The organism is Janthinobacterium sp. 61 (assembly GCF_002846335.1).
In the GTDB taxonomy this organism is placed as follows: Bacteria; Pseudomonadota; Gammaproteobacteria; order Burkholderiales; family Burkholderiaceae_D; genus Janthinobacterium.
In genome coordinates, this window is the sequence record NZ_PJMQ01000001.1 from 1,756,847 (window position 1) to 1,776,171 (window position 19,325).

19 protein-coding genes are annotated in these 19,325 nt (G+C 62.8%); 9 read left to right on the plus strand and 10 right to left on the minus strand.

What is annotated here, in order from left to right; genetic code table 11:
• Positions 1 to 139: 139 nt before the first annotated feature.
• A complete protein-coding gene (locus tag CLU92_RS08100; RefSeq protein ID WP_101481457.1) occupies positions 140 to 1,165 on the minus strand; it encodes an AraC family transcriptional regulator in 1,026 nt (341 codons plus the stop codon).
• Positions 1,165 to 2,067 carry a GGDEF domain-containing protein gene (locus CLU92_RS08105; protein ID WP_101481458.1) on the minus strand — a complete coding sequence of 301 codons (903 nt, stop codon included), beginning with the start codon at positions 2,065 to 2,067 and terminating at the stop codon, positions 1,165 to 1,167. The genes CLU92_RS08100 and CLU92_RS08105 overlap by 1 nt, the downstream gene beginning before the upstream one ends.
• A gap of 307 nt (positions 2,068 to 2,374) precedes the next feature.
• Here CLU92_RS08105 and CLU92_RS08110 point away from each other — a divergent pair, with 307 nt between their 5' ends.
• Positions 2,375 to 4,915, plus strand: coding sequence for a TonB-dependent receptor (locus CLU92_RS08110; protein WP_101481459.1), 2,541 nt, complete (start codon positions 2,375 to 2,377; stop codon positions 4,913 to 4,915).
• A 17-nt stretch (positions 4,916 to 4,932) separates the two neighbouring features.
• The gene (locus tag CLU92_RS08115; RefSeq protein ID WP_101481460.1) at positions 4,933 to 6,798 is read left to right on the plus strand and encodes a phytase; all 1,866 of its coding nucleotides are present in this window, start codon (positions 4,933 to 4,935) and stop codon (positions 6,796 to 6,798) included.
• Between the two features lie 64 nt (positions 6,799 to 6,862).
• Here the strand turns inward: CLU92_RS08115 and CLU92_RS08120 are convergent, their stop codons facing one another.
• Together CLU92_RS08120 and CLU92_RS08125 are read right to left on the minus strand one after the other, a co-directional pair.
• Positions 6,863 to 7,279 (minus strand): hypothetical protein, encoded by a 417-nt coding sequence (locus CLU92_RS08120; RefSeq protein WP_101481461.1) that lies wholly within the window; start codon positions 7,277 to 7,279, stop codon positions 6,863 to 6,865.
• Between the two features lie 69 nt (positions 7,280 to 7,348).
• Positions 7,349 to 7,849, minus strand: coding sequence for a hypothetical protein (locus CLU92_RS08125; RefSeq protein WP_101481462.1), 501 nt, complete (start codon positions 7,847 to 7,849; stop codon positions 7,349 to 7,351).
• Positions 7,850 to 8,050: 201 nt separating this feature from the next.
• Here CLU92_RS08125 and CLU92_RS08130 point away from each other — a divergent pair, with 201 nt between their 5' ends.
• Positions 8,051 to 8,929 (plus strand): EamA family transporter, encoded by an 879-nt coding sequence (locus CLU92_RS08130; protein ID WP_166674772.1) that lies wholly within the window; start codon positions 8,051 to 8,053, stop codon positions 8,927 to 8,929.
• Positions 8,930 to 9,091: 162 nt separating this feature from the next.
• Positions 9,092 to 9,502 carry a cytochrome c family protein gene (locus CLU92_RS08135; RefSeq protein WP_101481463.1) on the plus strand — a complete coding sequence of 137 codons (411 nt, stop codon included), beginning with the start codon at positions 9,092 to 9,094 and terminating at the stop codon, positions 9,500 to 9,502.
• A 226-nt stretch (positions 9,503 to 9,728) separates the two neighbouring features.
• Here the strand turns inward: CLU92_RS08135 and CLU92_RS08140 are convergent, their stop codons facing one another.
• Positions 9,729 to 9,992 carry a DUF378 domain-containing protein gene (locus CLU92_RS08140; protein ID WP_218973452.1) on the minus strand — a complete coding sequence of 88 codons (264 nt, stop codon included), beginning with the start codon at positions 9,990 to 9,992 and terminating at the stop codon, positions 9,729 to 9,731.
• Positions 9,993 to 10,349: 357 nt separating this feature from the next.
• Here CLU92_RS08140 and CLU92_RS08145 point away from each other — a divergent pair, with 357 nt between their 5' ends.
• A complete protein-coding gene (locus CLU92_RS08145; RefSeq protein ID WP_101481464.1) occupies positions 10,350 to 11,735 on the plus strand; it encodes a methyl-accepting chemotaxis protein in 1,386 nt (461 codons plus the stop codon).
• A gap of 21 nt (positions 11,736 to 11,756) precedes the next feature.
• On the opposite strand, the gene CLU92_RS08150 is transcribed toward CLU92_RS08145, so the two are convergent.
• Both CLU92_RS08150 and CLU92_RS08155 read right to left on the minus strand, forming a co-directional pair.
• Positions 11,757 to 12,281 (minus strand): GNAT family N-acetyltransferase, encoded by a 525-nt coding sequence (locus CLU92_RS08150; protein WP_101481465.1) that lies wholly within the window; start codon positions 12,279 to 12,281, stop codon positions 11,757 to 11,759.
• A 7-nt stretch (positions 12,282 to 12,288) separates the two neighbouring features.
• The gene (locus tag CLU92_RS08155) at positions 12,289 to 12,861 is read right to left on the minus strand and encodes a helix-turn-helix domain-containing protein (RefSeq protein ID WP_101481466.1); all 573 of its coding nucleotides are present in this window, start codon (positions 12,859 to 12,861) and stop codon (positions 12,289 to 12,291) included.
• Between the two features lie 117 nt (positions 12,862 to 12,978).
• On the opposite strand from CLU92_RS08155, the gene CLU92_RS08160 reads away from it, so the two are divergent.
• Positions 12,979 to 14,067, plus strand: coding sequence for a flavodoxin family protein (locus CLU92_RS08160; RefSeq protein WP_101481467.1), 1,089 nt, complete (start codon positions 12,979 to 12,981; stop codon positions 14,065 to 14,067).
• Positions 14,068 to 14,079: 12 nt separating this feature from the next.
• Here CLU92_RS08160 and CLU92_RS08165 read toward each other — a convergent pair whose 3' ends face one another.
• A complete protein-coding gene (locus CLU92_RS08165) occupies positions 14,080 to 14,982 on the minus strand; it encodes a LysR family transcriptional regulator (protein ID WP_101481468.1) in 903 nt (300 codons plus the stop codon).
• Positions 14,983 to 15,100: 118 nt separating this feature from the next.
• Between CLU92_RS08165 and CLU92_RS08170 the strand changes: the two genes are divergently transcribed.
• Positions 15,101 to 16,183, plus strand: coding sequence for a YeiH family protein (locus CLU92_RS08170; RefSeq protein WP_257561028.1), 1,083 nt, complete (start codon positions 15,101 to 15,103; stop codon positions 16,181 to 16,183).
• Positions 16,184 to 16,289: 106 nt separating this feature from the next.
• Positions 16,290 to 16,931 (plus strand): LysE family translocator, encoded by a 642-nt coding sequence (locus CLU92_RS08175; protein ID WP_101481470.1) that lies wholly within the window; start codon positions 16,290 to 16,292, stop codon positions 16,929 to 16,931.
• Here the strand turns inward: CLU92_RS08175 and CLU92_RS08180 are convergent, their stop codons facing one another.
• On the minus strand, positions 16,932 to 17,699 hold the full coding sequence (locus CLU92_RS08180) for an alpha/beta fold hydrolase (protein ID WP_101481471.1): 768 nt from the start codon (positions 17,697 to 17,699) through the stop codon (positions 16,932 to 16,934).
• A gap of 85 nt (positions 17,700 to 17,784) precedes the next feature.
• Here CLU92_RS08180 and CLU92_RS08185 point away from each other — a divergent pair, with 85 nt between their 5' ends.
• Entirely contained in the window at positions 17,785 to 18,558 is a 774-nt protein-coding gene (locus tag CLU92_RS08185) for a helix-turn-helix domain-containing protein (RefSeq protein WP_180338459.1), read from the plus strand.
• Here the strand turns inward: CLU92_RS08185 and CLU92_RS08190 are convergent.
• Complete coding sequence (locus tag CLU92_RS08190) at positions 18,555 to 19,274, minus strand: CatA-like O-acetyltransferase (RefSeq protein WP_257561029.1); 720 nt, start codon at positions 19,272 to 19,274, stop codon at positions 18,555 to 18,557. The genes CLU92_RS08185 and CLU92_RS08190 overlap by 4 nt on opposite strands.
• Between the last annotated feature and the right edge of the window lie 51 nt (positions 19,275 to 19,325).

The following is a 19,325-nucleotide window of genomic DNA, read 5'->3' on the forward strand; positions in this document are numbered from 1 at the left end:
TGACGCCGTGCCGGAGCGCCTCGAAGCGCGTCTGTTCGCTCTCTGATCGAGTGTACTATGGATGTGGCAGAACGGGCAATTGTTCCCTCTGGAACGACTGTCTGTGGCGCTGGCGCACAACGCTGTGCGCAGAACGTCTTTAACCAGCAACAAACAAGGCCAAGGCGTGACGCAACAGCTGCGGCGTTTGCCCCGTCCAGCGCTTGAACGAGCGACGAAAGTTGGTGGCATCATGAAAGCCGAGGTAGGCGGCCACGGCATCGTTGTCGTAGCCATGCGCCTGGAACAGGTAAATGGCCTTGTGTGCGCGCACCTGGTCCAGCTCGGCCTGGAAATGCGTGCCATGGCGCGCCAGGTGGCGTTTCAAGGTGGCGGGACTGACGCCAAACTCCTGCGCCGTGCGTTCCAGGGTCGGCGCGCAGCGGATATTGGCCAGCAGGTAATCGTACAGCGCACCGAGCAGGCTCGCTGGCGGCACGGGCGCCACGGCCGCAGCGCGCAAGGCCAGCGCGGCGGCCGTGGCATTGCCGCGCGGCCAAGGCTTGTCGAGCCAGCTGGAATCGATCAGCATGGCGTCGACCTGGCAATCGAAACGCAGGCACTGGCCCAGGTGCACTTCATGCTGTTCCACGTGCCGGGGCCGCGCGCGATTGAAGCAGAAGCGCCACGGCAAGGAGACGCCCGCCAGCCAGCGGCACATGGCCGCCAGTGCCGTCATGTGCATCTCCACCAGAAAAGGCAGCTGGCTCGGCGCGCCAAACGCAGCAACCCAGTACAGCACGTGCATGTCGCCCGCCTCGCGCAAACGGGGCTGCAACAACGGACACAGCAAGGCATGAAAATCGCACAGGATGGTCAAGGCCTGGCGCAGATTCTGCGCCTGCAGCAAGGCATGGCTGGCGGCGCCGTAATGGCCGGGCAGCATTTGCTGGCCCAGCATGAAGCTGGTATCGGCACTGTCCAGGCCGCGCGCCACGTTGGCCAGCAATTGCAGGTATTGCGCGGCGCTGACCTGGCTTTCCGCGGACGGCAGCGCGCCGCCATCGAGGCCGGTGCCCTTGAGCAGCGATGCCGCGTCCAGGTCGCGGCTGCGCGCATAATCGAGCACCAGCGCCGGCTGGTGATGGGCCGCGATGCTGGCGTCGCCCTGCTGGTTCAGTGGCATCAGGCAGGCGCGGCGGAACTGATCCCGGCACCGGAGCGCGGCGTTTCCACGGCCCGGCTCAGCTCGGCAAGCACCACTTCCGGCACGCCATCGGTGAGCGAGCAGGCATGCCGCAGGCTCAAGCGGATTTCGCGGTTGTCATTGGCGTGGTGGCGCATCTGCCCCACCATGGCGCACAGATGACGCGCCTTCACGGCCGCGTCCTCACGCGACACGCCCGGCATCAGCACGGCGAAGCGGTCGCCCGCATAGCGGCACAGCAGATCGTCATTGCGCAAGTTCAACAGCAGCATGTGGCCCACGGCTTGCAACACGCGGTCACCTTCGCGGTGGCCGTATTCGCGGTTAATCAGGTGAAAACTGTCGATATCGAGCAAGACCAGCGCGCAATCGAGGCCGGGCCGGCGCTCCTGTTCCAGTCGCATCTGCGTGCGCAGGTAGCTGGCGTCGGCCAGTTGCGTGATGCGGTCGAAGGCGCGGTGGTCGCGGAACAGGCGCTCGCGCTTTTGCAGGTGCTCGTTCAGGCGGAACTGTTCCTGGCGCCAGTAATACATGCCGATGGTCAGCACCAGCATGCCAAACGGAATCAAGGCTTCCAGCCAGTTATCCCACAAGGCGCTCTTGTCGACGGCAAAGAATTCGTCCAGGCAATCGGCCCAGGACCCCAGCATGATGGCGCACAGGCCGCCGGCGATCAGGCTCGTCACCCGTCCCCGCGGACGGCTGCTGAGGGTAAACAAGAACCAGATGCCCGCCATGACGGCCGTGCCGCCTTCGCAGACGATATCCATCCACTTCCAGATGGCAAACGGTTTAACGTGGCCCAGTGTGGCGTACAGAAAAAAGAACAGGGGCAATGCCAGCGCGGCGGCAATCAGACTGTTACGGTGCAACGGCAGCATGTGGGGAACCTTTAAAAGTGGTGCTGTCGCCACGATAGCGCCCGCCCATGACGGCACGATGACATGCCCCGCGCCCGTGAGGCAGGTGCAAACGGCTCATCATTACCAGCGCAGCTGATGCAAATCCGGCAAGCGAGTGCCCATGTGCCCTGCGCTGGCAGGTCATTTCAGCTCATCACGGTTCATTTATGGCCGGAAAGCGTCCACCTGCCGTTGTTTTCAAGGTGGCAAGGCCTTGCCTGTCACGCAACCGTCATATTTGCTGCCTAGAATCCGCCCGGTTCCTTCCTCCCTAACCGAGCTCTTCATGAAAACCATGCACACTTCGTTTCCCTCCCCGCTGCGCCTGACAGCCCTGTCACTCGGCATCATGGCCATCTTCAGCGCTCAAAGCCATGCGCAGTCGCAAGCCCAGGACGATGGCCAGGCGGGCACCACCGTGGTCGTCAGCGGCCAGCGCGCCAGCCTGCGCAACGCCATCGCCGCCCAAGAGAAAGCCGACAACATCATCAGCGTCATCAGCAGCGACGACATCGGCGGCCTGCCCGATAAAAACGCGGCCGAGGCGCTGGCCCGCTTGCCGGGCGTGTCCGTGCAGCGCGACCAGGGTGAAGGCCGCTACATCACGGTGCGCGGCCTGGGCCCGGACCTGAACGCGGTGACCATCAATGGCGCGCTGGTACCGTCGCCGGAAGCGGGCCGCCGCGCCGTGGCGCTGGACATCCTGCCTGCCGGCCTGATACGCACCCTGGAAGTGTCGAAGACCTTGCTGCCGGAAATGGATGCCAACTCGCTGGGCGCCACCATCGAAGTCAAATCGCTGTCCGCCTTCGACTTGCCGGGCAAGCTGCTGTCGGCCAACGTGGCCGCCAGCCATGATGAAAAAACGGGCAAGACCAGCCCCAGCGGCGGCGCCCTGTGGGCCCAGCGCTTCCTCGATGGCAAGCTTGGCGTGGCCGCCGGCCTGAGCGCGGAAAAGCGCTCGTTCGGCTCCGACGACGTAGAAACGGGCGGCGCCTGGAGCAAGGGCAAATTGTCAGGTCTGGAATTGCGCGACTACCTGCCCGTGCGCAAGCGCGGCGCCCTGGCAGTCAACCTCGATTACCGCCCGGAAGCGGGCAACAGCTGGTTCTTGCGCTCGTTCGTCAGCGAATTTTCCGACGATGAAGTGCGCGACCGCCTGACCATCAGCAATATCGCGGGGGGCAGCCTTGCCGAAGGCGCATCAGCCAGCGCGCGCGCCGAGCGCCGCATCCGCCAGCGCAAATACACGCAGCAAGTACGCTCGCTCGTGCTGGGCACGCAGCAGAAATCGGGCGACTGGACCCTGGACGTGAAAGGCGGCATGAGCCGGGCGACGGAAGACACGCCGGAGTCGCTGAACGATGGCCGTTTCCGCAGCACCAGCAATGTCGCCGGCATCAGTTTCTATGACACTCAGGAACCCGTCTTGAGCGGCCCCGCCTCGCTGTACGACCCGGCCAGCTATGCGCTCAACGCCATCACCCTGCAAAAGCGCTACTCGAAGGACAATGAACACCACGCGCGCATCGACCTGGCACGCAAGTTCGACATCGCCACGTTGAAATTCGGCGCCAAAGTCAGCCGCCGCGAAAAAACCAATGATACGGATCAATGGACATATAACAGCAGCAAGGCGTCGAGCGGCAATTTCTGGGGCGCCGGTTCTACCTCGATGAGCAATTTCGTGCAGGGCCACAATCTCGACTACGATCTGGGCAACATCGGCGTGGCGCTGGACCCGGGCCTGATCCGCGCCCGCGTGGCCGGCCTGGACCGCGACAAGGCGCGCCTGGCTACCGAGTCCATCATCAACGATTACCGCATGCATGAAGACATCAACGCCATGTATGTGCAGAACAGCTATGACTTCGACGCCTGGCACATCCTGGGCGGCGTGCGTCTTGAACGCACCAGCTTTGAAGCTGCCGGTTCGCAAGTGGACAGCGCCGGGCTTGCCACGCCCTTGACGCGCGAACGTTCGTACACCAACTGGCTGCCAAACCTGCAAGCCCGTTATGACCTGGATCAAAAAACCAGCGTGCGGGCCGCCTGGACGCAAGCCGTGGTGCGCGCCAACTTCAGCCAGCTGGCGCCCGGCATCAGCCTGGCCAGCAACACGGAAGCCGTGATCGGCAACCCGGACTTGAAACCCTTGAAGGCAAACAACCTGGATTTGGGCATCGAGCGCGTGCTGGGCAACGACGGCGTGATGTCCGCCTACGGTTTCTACAAGGACATCAAGAATTTTACGTATACGACGAATCTGGCCGGCACGGGCCAATGGGCAAGCTACACGACGGCCACCTCGTATGCGAATGGCGACGCGGCCAAAGTCAAAGGCATCGAACTGGCCTACATGCAGCCGCTGCGCATGTTGCCGGCACCGTTCAACAAGTTTCTCGTCGGCGTGAATGGCACCCTGAGCACCTCGAGCGCGCAAATCGGCCGTTTCGACAAGGCCGGCAACAAGCAGCTCACCCGCGACATCCGCCTGCCGGGCCAGTCGAACCAGGTGATGAATTTGATGCTGGGCTATGAAACCGGTCCGATCAGCGCCCGCCTGGCCCTCAACTACAAGTCGCCCTACCTGCTGGAAATGGGCGGCGACATCCTCGACCAAAGCCAGGACCACATCGTCGCCAGCCAGAAGCAGCTCGATTTCTCGCTGTCGTACCAGATCAGCAAGCAGTTCCAGCTGATGTTCGAGGTGGCCAACCTGAACAACGAGAAATACTACGTCTACCAGGGCACGAAGCAATACAACGTACAGAACGAACAATATGGCCGCACTTTTAAAGTGAGCCTGAAAGCCAGCGCCTTCTGATGAGGATCTTGAATAACATGAAAACAACCGTCCTGTGCAGCGCTTTGCTGGCTGCCTTTTGCCTCACCGGCACGGCGCAAGCCACCCCGGTCGCGTCTAACACTGTGCCCGCCTTCGCGCACGAGGCCGAAGAGCTGGCCCGCCTGCCCGGCGGCGGCTGGCTGACCTTGGACAAGCACGGCTTGCGCTTGTTCACTGCGGCCGGCCAGGAGCAGGACCGCATCGCCGTGCGCGCCAAGCAGCTCGACACGCGCATCGATGCCAATCGCGTGCTGGCCGTGTTCCTGGAGGCCGATACGCAGCGCCCCCTGCCCGTCTCCGTGGACGTACAGGCAGGCAAACTGGTCAAGCTGGCGCCGTTTCCCGTGCCGACGTTTTCCGTGGAAGCGTCCTGCCTGTACCGCGACGCCCAGCGACTCGATCATCTGTTCTTGATCGGCAAGGATGGCCAGGCGGAACAGTGGGTGATGCAGGGCGAGCAGCGCAGCCTGGTGCGCAAACTGGCTTTGCCGCCGCACGCCAAGCATTGCCGGGTCGACGATGGCGCGCAGCGCCTGCTGGTGAGCGAGTCCGACATGGGCGTGTGGGCCTATGACGCCGAGTCCGAAGGCATGGGCAAGCGCGAGGTGGTGGCCTTGCGCAAGCCGTACGGCCAGCTGGATGGCGGCGCCGGTGCATTGGCCGTGCTGCCGGGCGGCGTAGCCGTACTCGATGGCAAGGCGGAAAAGCTGCACTTGTACGCCCGCCAGGGGAGTACATGGACGGCGCAGCCAGCCCAGGCCGTCGCCTTGAACGTGCGCAAGGGTGACAGCCAGCTGGCACTGGACGAAGACACGCTACTGCTGCGCGGCAAGAATGGTTGGCAAGCGCGGCCCGTAAAATGGCGCGGCAAGGGGGAAACGCAGGCTGCTGTGGCCATCATCGCCCCGCAAGCGCAGACGGAGCCGATGGCGCGCCAGGGCGACGCGGCCGACGATCCGGCCATCTGGCTGGCCAGCAACCCGGCCGACTCGCGTATCCTCGGCACCAACAAGAAACAGGGTCTGTTGGTCTACGACCTGCAAGGCAAGCAAACGCAGCTGCTGGAAGTGGGCCGTTTGAACAACGTCGATGTGCGGCAAAACATCAGTTTTGGCGGCAGCAAGGTCGACCTGGCCGTGGCCACCCAGCGCGACGACAACAGCATGATGCTCTTCACCATCAATGCCAGTGGCGACGTGGCGGAAGCGGGCCGTTTTCCGACCGGACTGAAAAGCATCTACGGCATGTGCCTGTATCAACCGGCCAGCGGCGGCGTGGAAGCGTTTATCAACGACAAGGATGGCACCTTCCAGCAATACCGCATTGGCGTGAGCGGCAAGCAGTTCAGCGCCACCCTCTTGCGCAGCTTCAAGGTCGCCACGCAACCGGAAGGCTGCGTGGCCGACGACGCCAACGCCCGCCTCTTCCTGGGCGAGGAAACGCGCGGCGTGTGGACCACCTCGGCCGACGCCGCCAAGCCGGACACCCTGGCCATGGTCTTGCCGGTGGGAGCGAACCTGAGCGCCGACGTGGAAGGCATGGCCATCTACCGCAAGCCGAACGGCAAGGCTGACTCTGGCTACCTGATCGTTTCCAGCCAGGGCGACAGCAGCTACGTGGTGCTCGATGCGCAAGCACCGTATAAAGTGCGCGGCCGCTTCAAGGTGGGATTCAATTTGCCGGCAGGCATAGACGGCACCTCGGAAACGGATGGCCTCGACGTCACCTCCGCCAACCTGGGCGGCGCGTATGCGCAAGGCATGCTGGTGATCCAGGATGGCTACAAGCGCTTGCCCGATGGGCCGCAGAACTTCAAATATGTGGCGTGGGAGGATGTGGCGAAGGCCTTGAAGCTGGACTAATGACCTGCGGGCGGCCTGTACTGGCTGCCCCAATAGTCGCCCAGTCGCTGCGCCAAAGACCCGGCTACACCATGCGCGGCATATCGATGGCAAACGGCAGGCTGCTACCAAAGAAGTCCACCTTGCCTGCAAGCGCCAGGCGTTGCGAGGACAATTCCACCAGGCGCAGCTCCGCGACATCATGGTAATCCATCATGTAGAGACTACATTCACCCTCTGTACAGCTTGCATCAACGGCTAGCATATGCACGGGCGCGGCATCCGCCCCCGCCACGAGCAAGCCTTCCAAAATGAAGGATGGCGGATACAAGGCCCACGACCAGGGTGCATCGTCGTCTTCCGTCAGCCGCATGAACACGTCGTCATCGGCCTCAATCCTGATATTGATTTCCCGCATGCCATCGGCGCGTGCAGCCAGGCTGATCCGGGATTTCGCGACATCCACTTCAAAATTGGTGTCGCCGATACTGAATACATGCATTTCCCTGCTACTCCTGATTGACACGTTAATATACTGCTCGGCGGGCCAGCAGACAGGCGCGAGTAGCCGTCAATCGCCCTGCTGTTGCCACACTGCCTTGCCACCCTTGATATAGATCAGGGCACTGGCAGCACCCTCTTTCCCCACCACGATCCCGTCCGTTTTCAGCTTGAGGGATTTCTCATGGTAGCTGTGCTGGCGCGAACCCTTGTCTTCCACCTGCCAGACTTCCAGCCAGGCGAAATCGTCGCCGCCGTTGGACAATGCATGTCCGGCACCGACGATCAGGGGCGCCGCCTTCTGCTTGAACAGGAAGACGATGCCCTCTTTCTTGCTGTCTTTGTTCTTGATCAGCACAGCCAGATCGCCCTTCCCATCGCCATCGAAATCGCCGCGCAAGACAAAGGGATTCATGCGCGCATTGATTTCGATCGCCTCGCGTTTGGCCAGGCTTTCAAGCTGTTGCGTCGCCCAGCTTGGCAATTGCGCCTGCGGCGGCAAGGCCTGCGCACCGGCCATATCAGCGGAAAATACCAAAGCCACGGTCACTGCAATGCTTCTGCCATTCATGGGGCGGCTCCATCAAGATGAAGAATCGGGGGTGGCGCACGGTAGTTCCGGGCATGCAGGCAGAATAGCATTCTCCGGAAATACTTGCACTGCCACAACAGGTGCCCGCTCCGCATTGCGTGCCAGTGTCCATGGAAAAATTGCCGTCCGTTGCAGATATGCCAGCGACTGGCGGCCTGCTGCGTATTAAAATGGCGCCCCATGACCTCCCCCGCCTCGACCTCCCCCCTGCCCGACAGCATTTTGCTCCCTTCCCTGGCCGTCCTGGGAGGGCAGATTTCTGTCAATCTGGGGGCGGCGATTGCGAAAAATCTGTTTCCTGTCATCGGGGTCGAGGGGATTACGGCGTATCGCGTGGGGTTTTCGGCGCTGATTTTACTGGCTATCTTTCGTCCCTGGCGCTTCCGCCTGACGCGCAAGGATGTGCTGAACTTGCTGGTCTACGGTTCCGTGCTGGGATTGATGAATTTGCTGATTTACCGGGCGTTTGCGCTGATACCGATCGGTATTGCGGTCGCCATCGAGGTGACGGGGCCGCTGGCGGTGGCCATGCTGTCGTCGCGCCGGCCCCGCGATTTGCTGGCCGTGGCTTGCGCCGTGTTCGGCTTGTATTTGCTGTTGCCGCTGCAAGGCAGCCCGGGCAGCCTGGACCCTGTGGGAGTGGCGTATGCGCTGGGGGCGGCCCTGTGCTGGGCGCTGTATATCATCTTTGGCAAGCGCGCCTCGACCTTGCAAGGCGGGCAAGCCGTAGCCTGGGGCATGACGGTGGCGGCCATGGTAACGGTGCCCATCGGCGTCGCTTACTCGGGCACGGCCTTGCTGGCGCCGTCGATTGCCTTGATGGGCCTGGCCATTGCCATGCTGTCCAGCGCCCTGCCGTATTCGCTGGAAATCTTTGCCCTGCGCCGCTTGCCGCAAGGGGTGTTCGGCATGTTCAGCAGCGCGGCGCCGGCCGTCAGCGCGCTGGCTGCCATGGCCGTGCTGGGAGAACTGCTGAGCCTGACCCAGTGGCTGGCTATCGCCTGCATCGTGTTCGCGTCGGCCATGGCGGCGCTGGGTGCGCAAGGCGGCAAGCGCTAGCCGCGCACGGCAAGTCCTAAATCAGCCATGCGGATGGTCTAGGTGCTCGCCAGCAATTTCCGGCATTGCCACGCGCGCCGACGGGCAAGTTTTGATGCCTGGCTGTAAAATGTGCCATCCCTTGCCACGTACGGCATGCCAGCAGGCATGCTTGCTCCTCCAATGACATTCGCATTCCTTTTACGCTTGTTCTCTCCTCTCGCCGCTGCAGCCTTGCTGCTGGCGCCAGGCGCCGCCGCGCAGGCAGCCGCCGCGCCCGCCACCCTCACGGGCAATGCCGAAGCGGGCAAGGCGGCGTTTCGCAAGTGCGCCTCCTGCCACCAGGTGGGGCCTTCGGCGCGCGGCGGTTTCGGCCCCAAGCTGACGGGCTTGATCGGCCGCAAGGCTGGCTCCACCACAGACTACAAGTATTCGTCGGCCATGAAAAACGCGAATATTGTCTGGACCGAGCAAAACCTGGCCAGCTTCCTGAAAGCCCCCAGCGATTTCATTCCCGGCAATAACATGCGCTTCTGGGGCATCGGCAATGCGCAACAAGTGGCCGACTTGCTGGCCTACCTGCGCACGCAGTAAGCAAGCAGGTAAGTAGGCAGGTCATGCTCCTGCCTGCCTGCCCGCACGCGGACAGGCGGACACGACCCATCAAGTCATGACCGCAGCGCAAGCCTGCAGCGCTTGCAGCCAGCCCTTACGCTTCTTGCGCGCAGCCCGGGTAACGCCCTTCCTGCTTGAAGTTTCGTTCCAGCTGCTTGAATTCGCGTTCACGCCGGGGATGCTCACCGGCAGTCATCTGCTTCCCCTAGGGCTTGGTGGGCAGCTTGCGCAGGCACAGGTAAATGGAATACAGCGCCGCCAACCCCACCAGCACGTACACGCCACGCGACGCGGTCGACATGGCACCAAGGATGCGGGCCACGATATCGATATCGAACAAGCCCACCAGCGCCCAGTTCAAGCCGCCCACGATCAGCAGGATCATGGAGATCCAGTCGACCACGTTCAGGCGCTTTGCCGTCATTTCCTCGTTTGCCGCACCGTCCGATCCTTCCTGGATATTCGCCATCTCAGCCTCCTGTAAGAAGACAGGACCCGCCGTCGGGTCTGTGCAAAGTTCAGTGTAGGCGCGGCACCGCCACACGCCAGTCGGACGATGCCGGGTGTCGAGGTAGGACGAATCTGTAATACGGCAGGTGATTTTATCCGGCACCAAGCCAGGCGCCAGGCAAGGCGGCTATGCGTTCTAGTAATAGTTACCAGCTGTTGCTAAACAAGCAGTGACCAATTCCAATATGGAAATATTTATAGATTACTTAGTATTGCACTGCTACACTCATTTCACCCCGGCAACATCAGGGGCAACAGCGCCGCGCCGTGCCGCCCGCATGGGGTGCGGCCACCATGGGACAACAGCTGAGGGGACATGAATATTTCTATCATACGCATCGGTGTACGCCTGACCACGGGTTTTTTGCTGGCATCGCTGTTGCTGGCGGTGGTCGTCAGCATCAGCACGTGGCAACTTGCTACGGTGAGCGGGGAAATCGACAGCAGCGTGAACCAGCGCTATGCGCGCATCGCGCAATTGCAGGCCACACGCAACAGCACGCAGGCGCAGCCCGCCCTGCGCGACATCGACCAGCAGATCGCCACGCAATCGGCGCAGATGCGCGCGGCGGCCGAGGCGGCCATCGCCCGCGCGCACAATACCAGCGTGCTGATCATCGCGCTGGGCCTGATCGGCGGCGTGCTCAGCCTGGCCACGGCCTGGTTCATCAGCAGCGGCATCGTGCGGCCCCTGCGGCACGCCGTCAAGGTGGCGCGCAAGGTGGCCGGCGGCGACCTGAGCGGCAATATCCGTGTGGAATCCGGCGATGAGGTTGGCCAGTTGCTGCAGGCACTGAAAGACATGAATGCCAGCTTGATCCATATCGTGGGTGACGTGCGCGGCGGTACGCAGGACATCGCGGGTGCCTCGGGAGAGATTGCTGCCGGCAACCTGGACTTGTCGCAGCGCACGCAGGCGCAAGCCAGTTCGCTGGAGCAGACGGCCGCCTCGATGGAAGCACTGACGGGCACCGTCAAGCAAAATGCGGACAATGCGCGGCAAGCCAACCAGCTGGCGCTATCGGCCGCCGATGTGGCCGGCAAGGGTGGCAAGGTGGTGGCAGAAGTGGTCGACACCATGAGCTCGATCAATGCATCGTCGAAAAAGATCGTTGATATCATCGGCGTCATCGACGCTATCGCCTTCCAGACGAATATCCTGGCCCTGAATGCGGCTGTGGAAGCGGCGCGCGCAGGCGACCAGGGACGCGGCTTTGCCGTCGTGGCCGCCGAAGTGCGCACCCTCGCCCAGCGTTCGGCCGGGGCGGCGCGGGAAATCAAGCAATTGATCGGCGACTCCGTCGAGCGGATCGACGCGGGCGCGCGCCTGGTCGACACGGCAGGCGCCACCATACGCGAAATCGTTGCCAGCGTGCACCGCGTGACGGACATCATGGGCGAAATCAGCATGGCCAGCGGCGAGCAATTGTCCGGTATCGAACAAGTCAATGCCGCCATCGTGCAGATGGAGCATGTGACGCAGCAAAACGCCGCCCTGGTGGATCAGGCGTCGGTAGCGGCCGCCAGCATGCAGCAGCGCGCCCAGCAGCTATCGGGCACGGTGGGCATCTTCACCTTGGGAACGGAGGTGGCGCCCCCGCACGCGGCGCGGGCCATCAGCCTTGTCGCGACGCATGACAAGGAGGCACCCGCCCTGACACGCTTACGCGCCCCTGCCGTTAGAGCGCGCCTGAAAGCCTGAGTTCCCCGCCTGAGTTCCCCGCTATAGCTGCTTGTACATGATGGTCGTGGCGTCCAGCCGGTCGCCGGCAGGCGCCAGCGCATAGGCGGGGATGCTGCCGGCCACCAGGTAACCGAGCGACAAATATAACGGTTCGGCATGGTCGCCGCTGCGCGTGTCCAGGGTCAGCAGGCTGCGCGGCAGGAGGCGCGCCTGCTCTTCCAGCGCCAGCATCAACTGGCGCGCGAGGCCGAGGCGGCGGTAAGCGGGCGCGACCAGCAGCTTGCGCACTTCGGCCCGATGCGCCTGGTTGGGATTGGTGTCCCAGTCCAGCTGCACGGCGCCGGCCACCCGACCATCGACTTCGACCACCAGCAGCAGGCGCACGCCGCGCGCCACGGCGGGCAGCACATTGTCCGTCCAGAACGCCTGGCTGGCCGATGCGTCGAAGGGCAGGATGAAACCGATGCTGGCGCCATCGTGCACGCAGTCTTGCAGCAAGGCGCCCAGTTCCGGCAGGCGGACGAGAATATCGGTGGACGAAAAGTGGCGTAGCGATATAGACATGGTAGCCTCAGACAAGAAAGAGAAAATAGCGGGCGCCGCTATCGTGCGGCGTCGCAAACGCGCTGGCGCCATGCAGCTGGTAGCGCAGGCAATCGCCGGCCATCAAATCGTGCGAGCGGCCGTCGACGGTGACGTTCAGCTTGCCCTCTTGCAGCAATAGATGGTGCTCCATGCCGGGCCGGGGCGAGGCGGCATAGGCGATCGTGACGCCCGCGCCCAGTTCGCATTCGAGCGCTTCGCCAGCCAGCGCGCGCGACGGCGGCGAGATGGAACGGCGGATAAAACCTGTGTCCGGATCCGTCCACACGCCCTGCTGGGTGCGCCGCAGGACGGGCACGAAATCGTCTTCCACCATGCGCAACAGGCGCGACATGGCCAGGCCATACGCGGCGCACAGCTTGCCCAGCACAGCCGTGGTCGGGCTGACTTCGCCATTTTCCAGGCGCGACAGGGTAGCGCGGCTGACCTGGCTGGCACTGGCCAGCTGGTCCAGCGACCAGCCCCGCTCCACGCGCAACTGCTTTAAGCGCGCCGCCAGGCGCTGTTCCGTATCGTCATCAGTCAATTCTGTATTTTCCATATATGGGAATTTATCCCTAAAACGGGAATTTGGCAAGCAATCGTCGCAGAGTTGCTCAACGCACAGACCCACACCCGGACTCCAGGCACCATGGCGCCACCACTTCAAGGAGAAGCCATGTCCGCCACTCCCCCCACTCCCCAGCCGCGCCAAGGCCAGGCGCCCGCGCCACTGGGCAGGGTCGAATTTCATTTGCAATTTATCCGCTCGTTTGCCGACCCCACGTTTGACGCCGTACGCGACGCCCTGGTGCAAGTGGAAGATGTGGCGTGGAAGAATTATCAGGATGGCCGCAAGGCGCCCGTCACGCAGAAGGCCGGACCGGGTTTTGCCGACCCCGACTACGATTTATCCGTGGAATGGCTCGGCACGCGCGACCGTCTGCTGGCCGCCGAGGCGCGCCAGAAAGATCCCGCCACGCCGTCGCGCGTGCTGCTGATCTGCGGCGCGGCACGCAATGACGGTTCTTGCCCTGGCGAAATATCGAAGACCTGGCGCATGACGCAATGGGCCAAAGAAGTGCTGCAGGCGGACGCCATTGAAGCGGACGTGCTGGACCTGAGCTTGCTGACCTCCTCGTATGATTTGCACATTCATCCATGCAAGGGCTGTGTCTCGACGGCCATGCCCCTGTGCCACTGGCCATGCAGCTGCTATCCGAACCATGGAGAACGCCAGACGAATGACTGGATGGCAGAAATATACGAGCGCTGGACGGCCGCGCATGCCGTCATCATCCTCACGCCCGTGTACTGGTACCAGACGCCCGGCGTGCTGAAACTGATGATAGACCGGCTTGTGTGCGCCGATGGCGGCAACCCGGACCCCACGTCCACGCACGGCAAGAAAGCCGTGGAAGCGAAGGCCCTGGAGTTGCAAGGCTGGAATTATCCGAAACACCTGGCCGGGCGCGCGTATGGCCTCGTCGTGCATGGCGACGTGGCCGGCATCGAAGGGGTCCGGCGAGGCCTGTCGGACTGGCTGGACTGGATGGGCCTGGTCGATGCGGGCGCGAAATCACGGCTGGACCGCTACATCGGCTATTACGACACTTATGCGCAAAGCCATGAGACCCTGGACCGCGATACCGATATGCAGGAAGAAGTGCGCAACGTGGCGCGCGCCGTGGCCGACGCCGTCAAGCGGCAGCGCGCAGGCACGCTGGCGCCGCCCGATGCGGCATTACAAGCTCCGCGGCCAAAATGATACCTTGCGTACCTACCCCGCCATGCGCGAGGCGTGGCGGCACAGTTCCAGGAAACCGCGCAAGCGGGGCGAGAGTATTTTTTTAGACTGGCGTATCAGATAAAAGTTGCGCTCCAGGGGCGGCAACATGGTTTCCAGTTCCACCAATTGCCCGCTGGCCAGCAGATCGGCCACCACCACCCTGGACAGGCAGGCGATACCCAGCCCCGCCGCAGCGCCATACTTGATGGCTTCCGAATTGCTGAACTCGCCCGCAGCGCGCAGATAGTGCAGGTACGGCACCAGCGCCTGCTCCACCGCTTCGCGCGTGCCCGAGCCCGCTTCGCGCAGCAGCCAGCCCGCCTGGTTCAGTTCCGCAAAGCTGAGAAAATGACGCAACTGCGCCAGCGGATGCGTGGGCGCGGCCACGATCAGCATCTGGTCCGTCAGCCATGGCTCCACCAGCAAGCCCGCTTCGTGGCACGGTCCTTCGATCAGGCCGATATCGACCTGGAAGGCGGCCACGGCAGCGGCGATATCGGCCGTGTTGGCAATCGTCACTTGCGGGATGCTGCGTCCGTACTGCTGCGCCGCCTGGGCCAGGATCTGCGGCAACAGATAGATGCCGATGGTGGTGCTGGCGCCGATTTGCAGGCTGACGGGCACGGACGGGTCGGCGCCCGCAAACTGGCGCTCGATGCTGGCAGCGCCGTCGCGCATCTGCCGCGCCTGCGGTAACAGCAAACGACCATTGTCGTTGAGCAGCAATCGCTTGCCCACCCTGTCGAACAGTTGTGCACCCAGCAAGATCTCCAGTTCATTCAAGGAGGCGCTGGTGGCCGATTGCGATAGCGCAATCAGGTCGCCGGCTGCGCTGGTGCTGCCCGTGTCCGCCACGGCCAGGAAAATCTGCAGTTGCCGCAAGGTTAACGCCATGCCTTACTCCTCCGATTTACCTATTTTTCAGGTTAAACATACAAAAACAATCCGTTTTACCATTTAATCGACGAGCTGTACAGTCATGCCATACGAACACAGAACCATGGAGTACGGCATGTCATCCCTATCAACGACGAATACAACAAGTTTCAGCGACCGCTACGGCCGCCTTTTGCCGGGCCTGCTGCTGAGCGGCGTGATCGCCTGGGGCGCCATTCAACTGGGCAAGCTGGAATGGATGCAAAACCACGGCATGAGCGCCCTGACCCTGGCCATCATGCTGGGCATTGTGCTGGGCAACAGCGTGTATGGCCGCCTGGCGCCCAGCTGCGGCGCGGGCGTGGCCTTTTCCAAGCAGACTTTATTACGTCTTGGCATCATCCTCTACGGCTTTCGTTTGACCTTCCAGGATATCGGGCAAGTGGGCCTGGCCGGCATCGCCATCGACGCGCTGGTGCTGGCATCCACGTTTGGCCTGGCCATGTTCCTCGGCATCAAGGTGTTCAAGCTGGAGCGCAACAGCGCCATTCTGATCGGCGCAGGCAGCTCGATCTGCGGCGCGGCGGCCGTGATGGCCACGGAACCCGTCGTCAAGGGGCGCAGCGAGGATGTCACCGTGGCCGTCTCCACGGTCGTGGTGTTCGGCACTATCGCCATCTTTTTGTACCCCTTGCTGTACCAGTTGAATCAGGGCTGGCATGTGCTGGCGGCAACGCCTACGGCCTTTGGCGTGTACATCGGCTCGACCGTGCATGAAGTGGCGCAAGTGGTGGCGGCCGGCAAGTCGATCGGGCAAGAAACGGCGAACGCGGCCGTGATCGCCAAGATGGTGCGCGTGATGATGCTGGCGCCCTTCCTCGTCATCCTGTCGGCGGTGCTGGCGCGCGGCAAGGCCCAAGGTGGTAACGGCGGCCATGACAAGGCGGCCAAGCTGGCCATCCCCTGGTTCACCTTCATTTTTATTGCCGCAGTGGCCTTCAATTCGCTGGGCCTGTTGCCAGCAACTACAGTAGCTGCCATCACCGAGTTCGACACGGCCCTGCTGGCCATGGCCATGGCCGCCCTGGGCTTGACGACGCATATGTCGGCCATCCGCCGCGCCGGCATCAAACCCCTGCTGCTGGCCGGCCTGCTGTTCTGCTGGCTAATCGCCGGTGGCGCCGCCATCAACCACATGGTCGCCAGCCTGTTTGCCTGAAGTTGCGCCAAATTCAAGCGAGGGCCGCTGACACGAGAGTCTAAAACTTCGTACAATAAGCGTGTTTTGACTCTCAATCCCGCTTCGGCCCCACCCAGGAACACCCATGCATATCTCGAACTGGCTGCTTTTCTGCAGCGTCGCCCTGCTCGTCACGTTTTCTCCCGGCCCGGCTGTTCTGCTGGCCATCTCGAATGCCATCGCCGTCGGCCCGCGCCGCGCGATGATCAGCAGCATGGGCAATGGTTTTGGCTTGTTCATCATTTCCGGCGTGGCCATGGCCGGCATGGGCGTCGTGCTGGCGACCTCGGCGACGGCCTTCATGCTGCTGAAACTGGCTGGCGCCCTGTATCTGGTGTACCTGGGCATCAAGCAATGGCGCAGCAAGACCAGCATCGTGGCCGATGCGCCCGTTGCGCTTGGCGCGGCCAATCCTAATTCGTTCTGGAAACTCTTCCGCCAGGGCTTGACGGTGGCGCTGACCAATCCCAAGGCCATCCTGTTCTTTTCGGCCCTGTTCCCGCAATTCATCACGCCGGGCGAACCCGTGGCCATCCAGTTCACCGTGCTGACAACGTCGTTTGTCGCCTGCGCCATGCTGGCCCACTTGTTCTATGCCAACCTGGCGCGCCTGCTGAAAACCCAGTTGGCGACGCCGGGACGCGCCAAGCTGTTCAACCGCATTTCGGGCGGCGCCTTCGTGCTGTTGGGCCTGAGCCTGTTGCGCCTGCGCGCCAAGACCGCGTAACTAGTCCTTTTCCGTCAAAAACGCCTCGATGCTGGCCGCCAGGGCCAGCGGCGTTTCATTCATCGGATAGTGTCCCGCATTGGCCAGCACTTCCAGCCTGGCCCGCGGGTACCACGCCAGATACGTGCGGCGCATCAGGGTCGCATCGAAGCGGGGATCGTGCTCTCCCACCAGCGCCAGCAAGGGCAGCGGCGACGCCGCCCGCCTCACTTCGCCGCTGAAATCGGAGCCGCTCCACGCGAGGAAGTAGGCCGCGAACGCGGCTGGATCCGAACTTTCCCACGAATACTGCGCCTTCCAGTCCAGCCAGGTGGAGGACAGGCGCCCGCCCGTGCTGCGGGCGATGATGGCGCGCCGCGCCTGACGATCGCCGCTGGCATCCAGAAACAGTTGCCGCGCCGCCCCGTCCAGTGCCACGCCGCAGCTGGGCACGGGCGCCACGGCCACCAGTTTGCGCAAGCGCATGGGCTCTAGCAAGGCCAGCCGTTCCAGCGCCATGCCGCCCATCGAATGACCCACCACGCTGAACGTGGCAAAACCCAGCGCATCGGCCAGCGCCAGCGCGTCGCGGGCGACCTCGTCCATCGAATACTCGCCCGCCGCGCTGCGCATGCCGCCATAGCCGCGGCAATCCATGAAGACATAGCTGAAAGCGTCACTATCGAGGGCAACCTCCATCGGTGCAAACGCGTGCGCGTCGCCAAACCAGCCGTGCAGGACGATGACGGCGTGAGCGCCATGACCCACGCGATGATAGCTATTGTGCATATACACTCCTGAAAAAGAGTGGATGGTAAGCGGAGATCAAGCGGCCCGCCTTCGATGTCAGGTCAAATACTGTAGAGTATGGGCCATGGATAACTTTTATACGGAAGTGCCCCGCCCATTGATCGCCACGGCGCGCGACCATGCGCCCGATGAGATGTTTCCCAGCCACAGCCATGCGCGCGGCCAATTCGCCTACGCGGCGCGGGGCGTCATCAGCGTACATACGCCGCAAGGCAACTGGCTGGTGCCCCCGCAGCGCGCCTGCTGGGTCCCGGCCAGGCTCATCCACGGCATGCGCATGCATGGCGCCGTGACCATGCACAATATATTCGTTGACGAGGCCGCCATCGCAAGGATGGGCTTGCCACTCGATTGCCAGGTATTGGACGCTTCGCCGCTGCTGCGCCAGTTGCTGGCCGAGGCAGTGACGGTGGAGACCCTGTATGCGGAAGAATCGCGCGACGGACGATTGATGGGCTTGCTGCTCGATGAGATTGCCGCAGCCAGGCCCCTGCCCCTGAGCGCTCCCCTGCCGCAGCAACCCCGGCTGGCGCGGCTGTGCATGGAATTGCTCCGGCAACCAACCCTGGACAGCAGCCTGGATGCGATGGCGGCGCAGGCGGGCATGAGCCGGCGCACCTTTACGCGGCAGTTCCGCGCCCAGACGGGGCTGGCCTTTGCTCAATGGCGCCAGCAAGCGTGTTTGCTGGCGGCCATCACGCGGCTGGCCGAAGGGCAAGCCGTCACCAGGGTCGCGCTGGACCTCGGTTATGCCAGCCCCAGCGCCTTCACGGCCGCCTTCCGCCGCGTGCTGGGCCAGGCGCCCAGCGCGTATTTAAGTCAAGTTACGCTGGACTAGGCAATGATGGCGGCGATGCGCTGGTCCAGCGCCAGCGCCAATTTCTGCACATGGTAGCCGTCGACAAAGCCGTGGTGGGCCTGCGCGGAAAACGGCACCCGCATGCGGCCATCCCCCTGCGTGGGACCGAACTTGCCCCAGGTAAAGGTCGGGATATCGGCATCGCAGTGGCGGTAGATGGGGTGTTCGATGGCCGCCAGCTCCAGCCATGGCAGGCAGGTGATGAAAATATTGTTGCGTTGCTCGCGCTCGGTCTCTCCCTCGCCCGTGTTGATCAGCGCGGCACTGGCTTCGGCGATGCGCTTGGCTTCCAGGCTGCGTTCGATGAATAGATCGAGCCGGTCCGTCATCGTGAAACGCGTGTAGTTAAGGTTCTCGTCGCCGTTGATGACGGTGTAGGAAGCGGGGAAATCGTCGATCTTGATCACCTCGCCCTGGTAGATGCGGTACATGAAATTGTCGATCTCCCTCACCGTATTGAGCAGGCAAAACAGGAAGAAGTGGAACACGGGGATTTTCCGTTCCTTGCACCAGGGCCGGAAGTCCGGCACGTCGAGCTGGAAGTTGATGTTGACGAGGGGATTGTCAAATGCCCGGAACAAGTCATAGCGGTCGCGCCGCTTTTCAAAATTTTTCATGCGGCGAGTGTAGACGATGGGGGTGCTGGCGGGCAAGTCATGCCATAGGCGCATGAAATGTTTTTTGATATTCGTCATTCCACAGTCAATGTGTTTTCACTTTTATCTGAAGTTGACTGCCGACCGGGA

What these genes read in the sequence shown, in the direction of transcription:
- CLU92_RS08100 (WP_101481457.1), bottom strand. Translation starts at nt 1,165, where the DNA reads ATGCCACTGAACCAGCAGGGCGACGCCAGCATCGCGGCCCATCACCAG.
- CLU92_RS08110 (WP_101481459.1), top strand. Translation starts at nt 2,375, where the DNA reads ATGAAAACCATGCACACTTCGTTTCCCTCCCCGCTGCGCCTGACAGCC.
- CLU92_RS08145 (WP_101481464.1), top strand. Translation starts at nt 10,350, where the DNA reads ATGAATATTTCTATCATACGCATCGGTGTACGCCTGACCACGGGTTTT.
- CLU92_RS08160 (WP_101481467.1), top strand. Translation starts at nt 12,979, where the DNA reads ATGTCCGCCACTCCCCCCACTCCCCAGCCGCGCCAAGGCCAGGCGCCC.
- CLU92_RS08170 (WP_257561028.1), top strand. Translation starts at nt 15,101, where the DNA reads ATGTCATCCCTATCAACGACGAATACAACAAGTTTCAGCGACCGCTAC.
- CLU92_RS08190 (WP_257561029.1), bottom strand. Translation starts at nt 19,274, where the DNA reads ATGACGAATATCAAAAAACATTTCATGCGCCTATGGCATGACTTGCCC.
- CLU92_RS08125 (WP_101481462.1), bottom strand. Translation starts at nt 7,849, where the DNA reads ATGAATGGCAGAAGCATTGCAGTGACCGTGGCTTTGGTATTTTCCGCT.
- CLU92_RS08165 (WP_101481468.1), bottom strand. Translation starts at nt 14,982, where the DNA reads ATGGCGTTAACCTTGCGGCAACTGCAGATTTTCCTGGCCGTGGCGGAC.
- CLU92_RS08120 (WP_101481461.1), bottom strand. Translation starts at nt 7,279, where the DNA reads ATGCATGTATTCAGTATCGGCGACACCAATTTTGAAGTGGATGTCGCG.
- CLU92_RS08185 (WP_180338459.1), top strand. Translation starts at nt 17,785, where the DNA reads ATGGATAACTTTTATACGGAAGTGCCCCGCCCATTGATCGCCACGGCG.
- CLU92_RS08105 (WP_101481458.1), bottom strand. Translation starts at nt 2,067, where the DNA reads ATGCTGCCGTTGCACCGTAACAGTCTGATTGCCGCCGCGCTGGCATTG.
- CLU92_RS08130 (WP_166674772.1), top strand. Translation starts at nt 8,051, where the DNA reads ATGACCTCCCCCGCCTCGACCTCCCCCCTGCCCGACAGCATTTTGCTC.
- CLU92_RS08115 (WP_101481460.1), top strand. Translation starts at nt 4,933, where the DNA reads ATGAAAACAACCGTCCTGTGCAGCGCTTTGCTGGCTGCCTTTTGCCTC.
- CLU92_RS08175 (WP_101481470.1), top strand. Translation starts at nt 16,290, where the DNA reads ATGCATATCTCGAACTGGCTGCTTTTCTGCAGCGTCGCCCTGCTCGTC.
- CLU92_RS08155 (WP_101481466.1), bottom strand. Translation starts at nt 12,861, where the DNA reads ATGGAAAATACAGAATTGACTGATGACGATACGGAACAGCGCCTGGCG.
- CLU92_RS08150 (WP_101481465.1), bottom strand. Translation starts at nt 12,281, where the DNA reads ATGTCTATATCGCTACGCCACTTTTCGTCCACCGATATTCTCGTCCGC.
- CLU92_RS08135 (WP_101481463.1), top strand. Translation starts at nt 9,092, where the DNA reads ATGACATTCGCATTCCTTTTACGCTTGTTCTCTCCTCTCGCCGCTGCA.
- CLU92_RS08180 (WP_101481471.1), bottom strand. Translation starts at nt 17,699, where the DNA reads ATGCACAATAGCTATCATCGCGTGGGTCATGGCGCTCACGCCGTCATC.
- CLU92_RS08140 (WP_218973452.1), bottom strand. Translation starts at nt 9,992, where the DNA reads ATGGCGAATATCCAGGAAGGATCGGACGGTGCGGCAAACGAGGAAATG.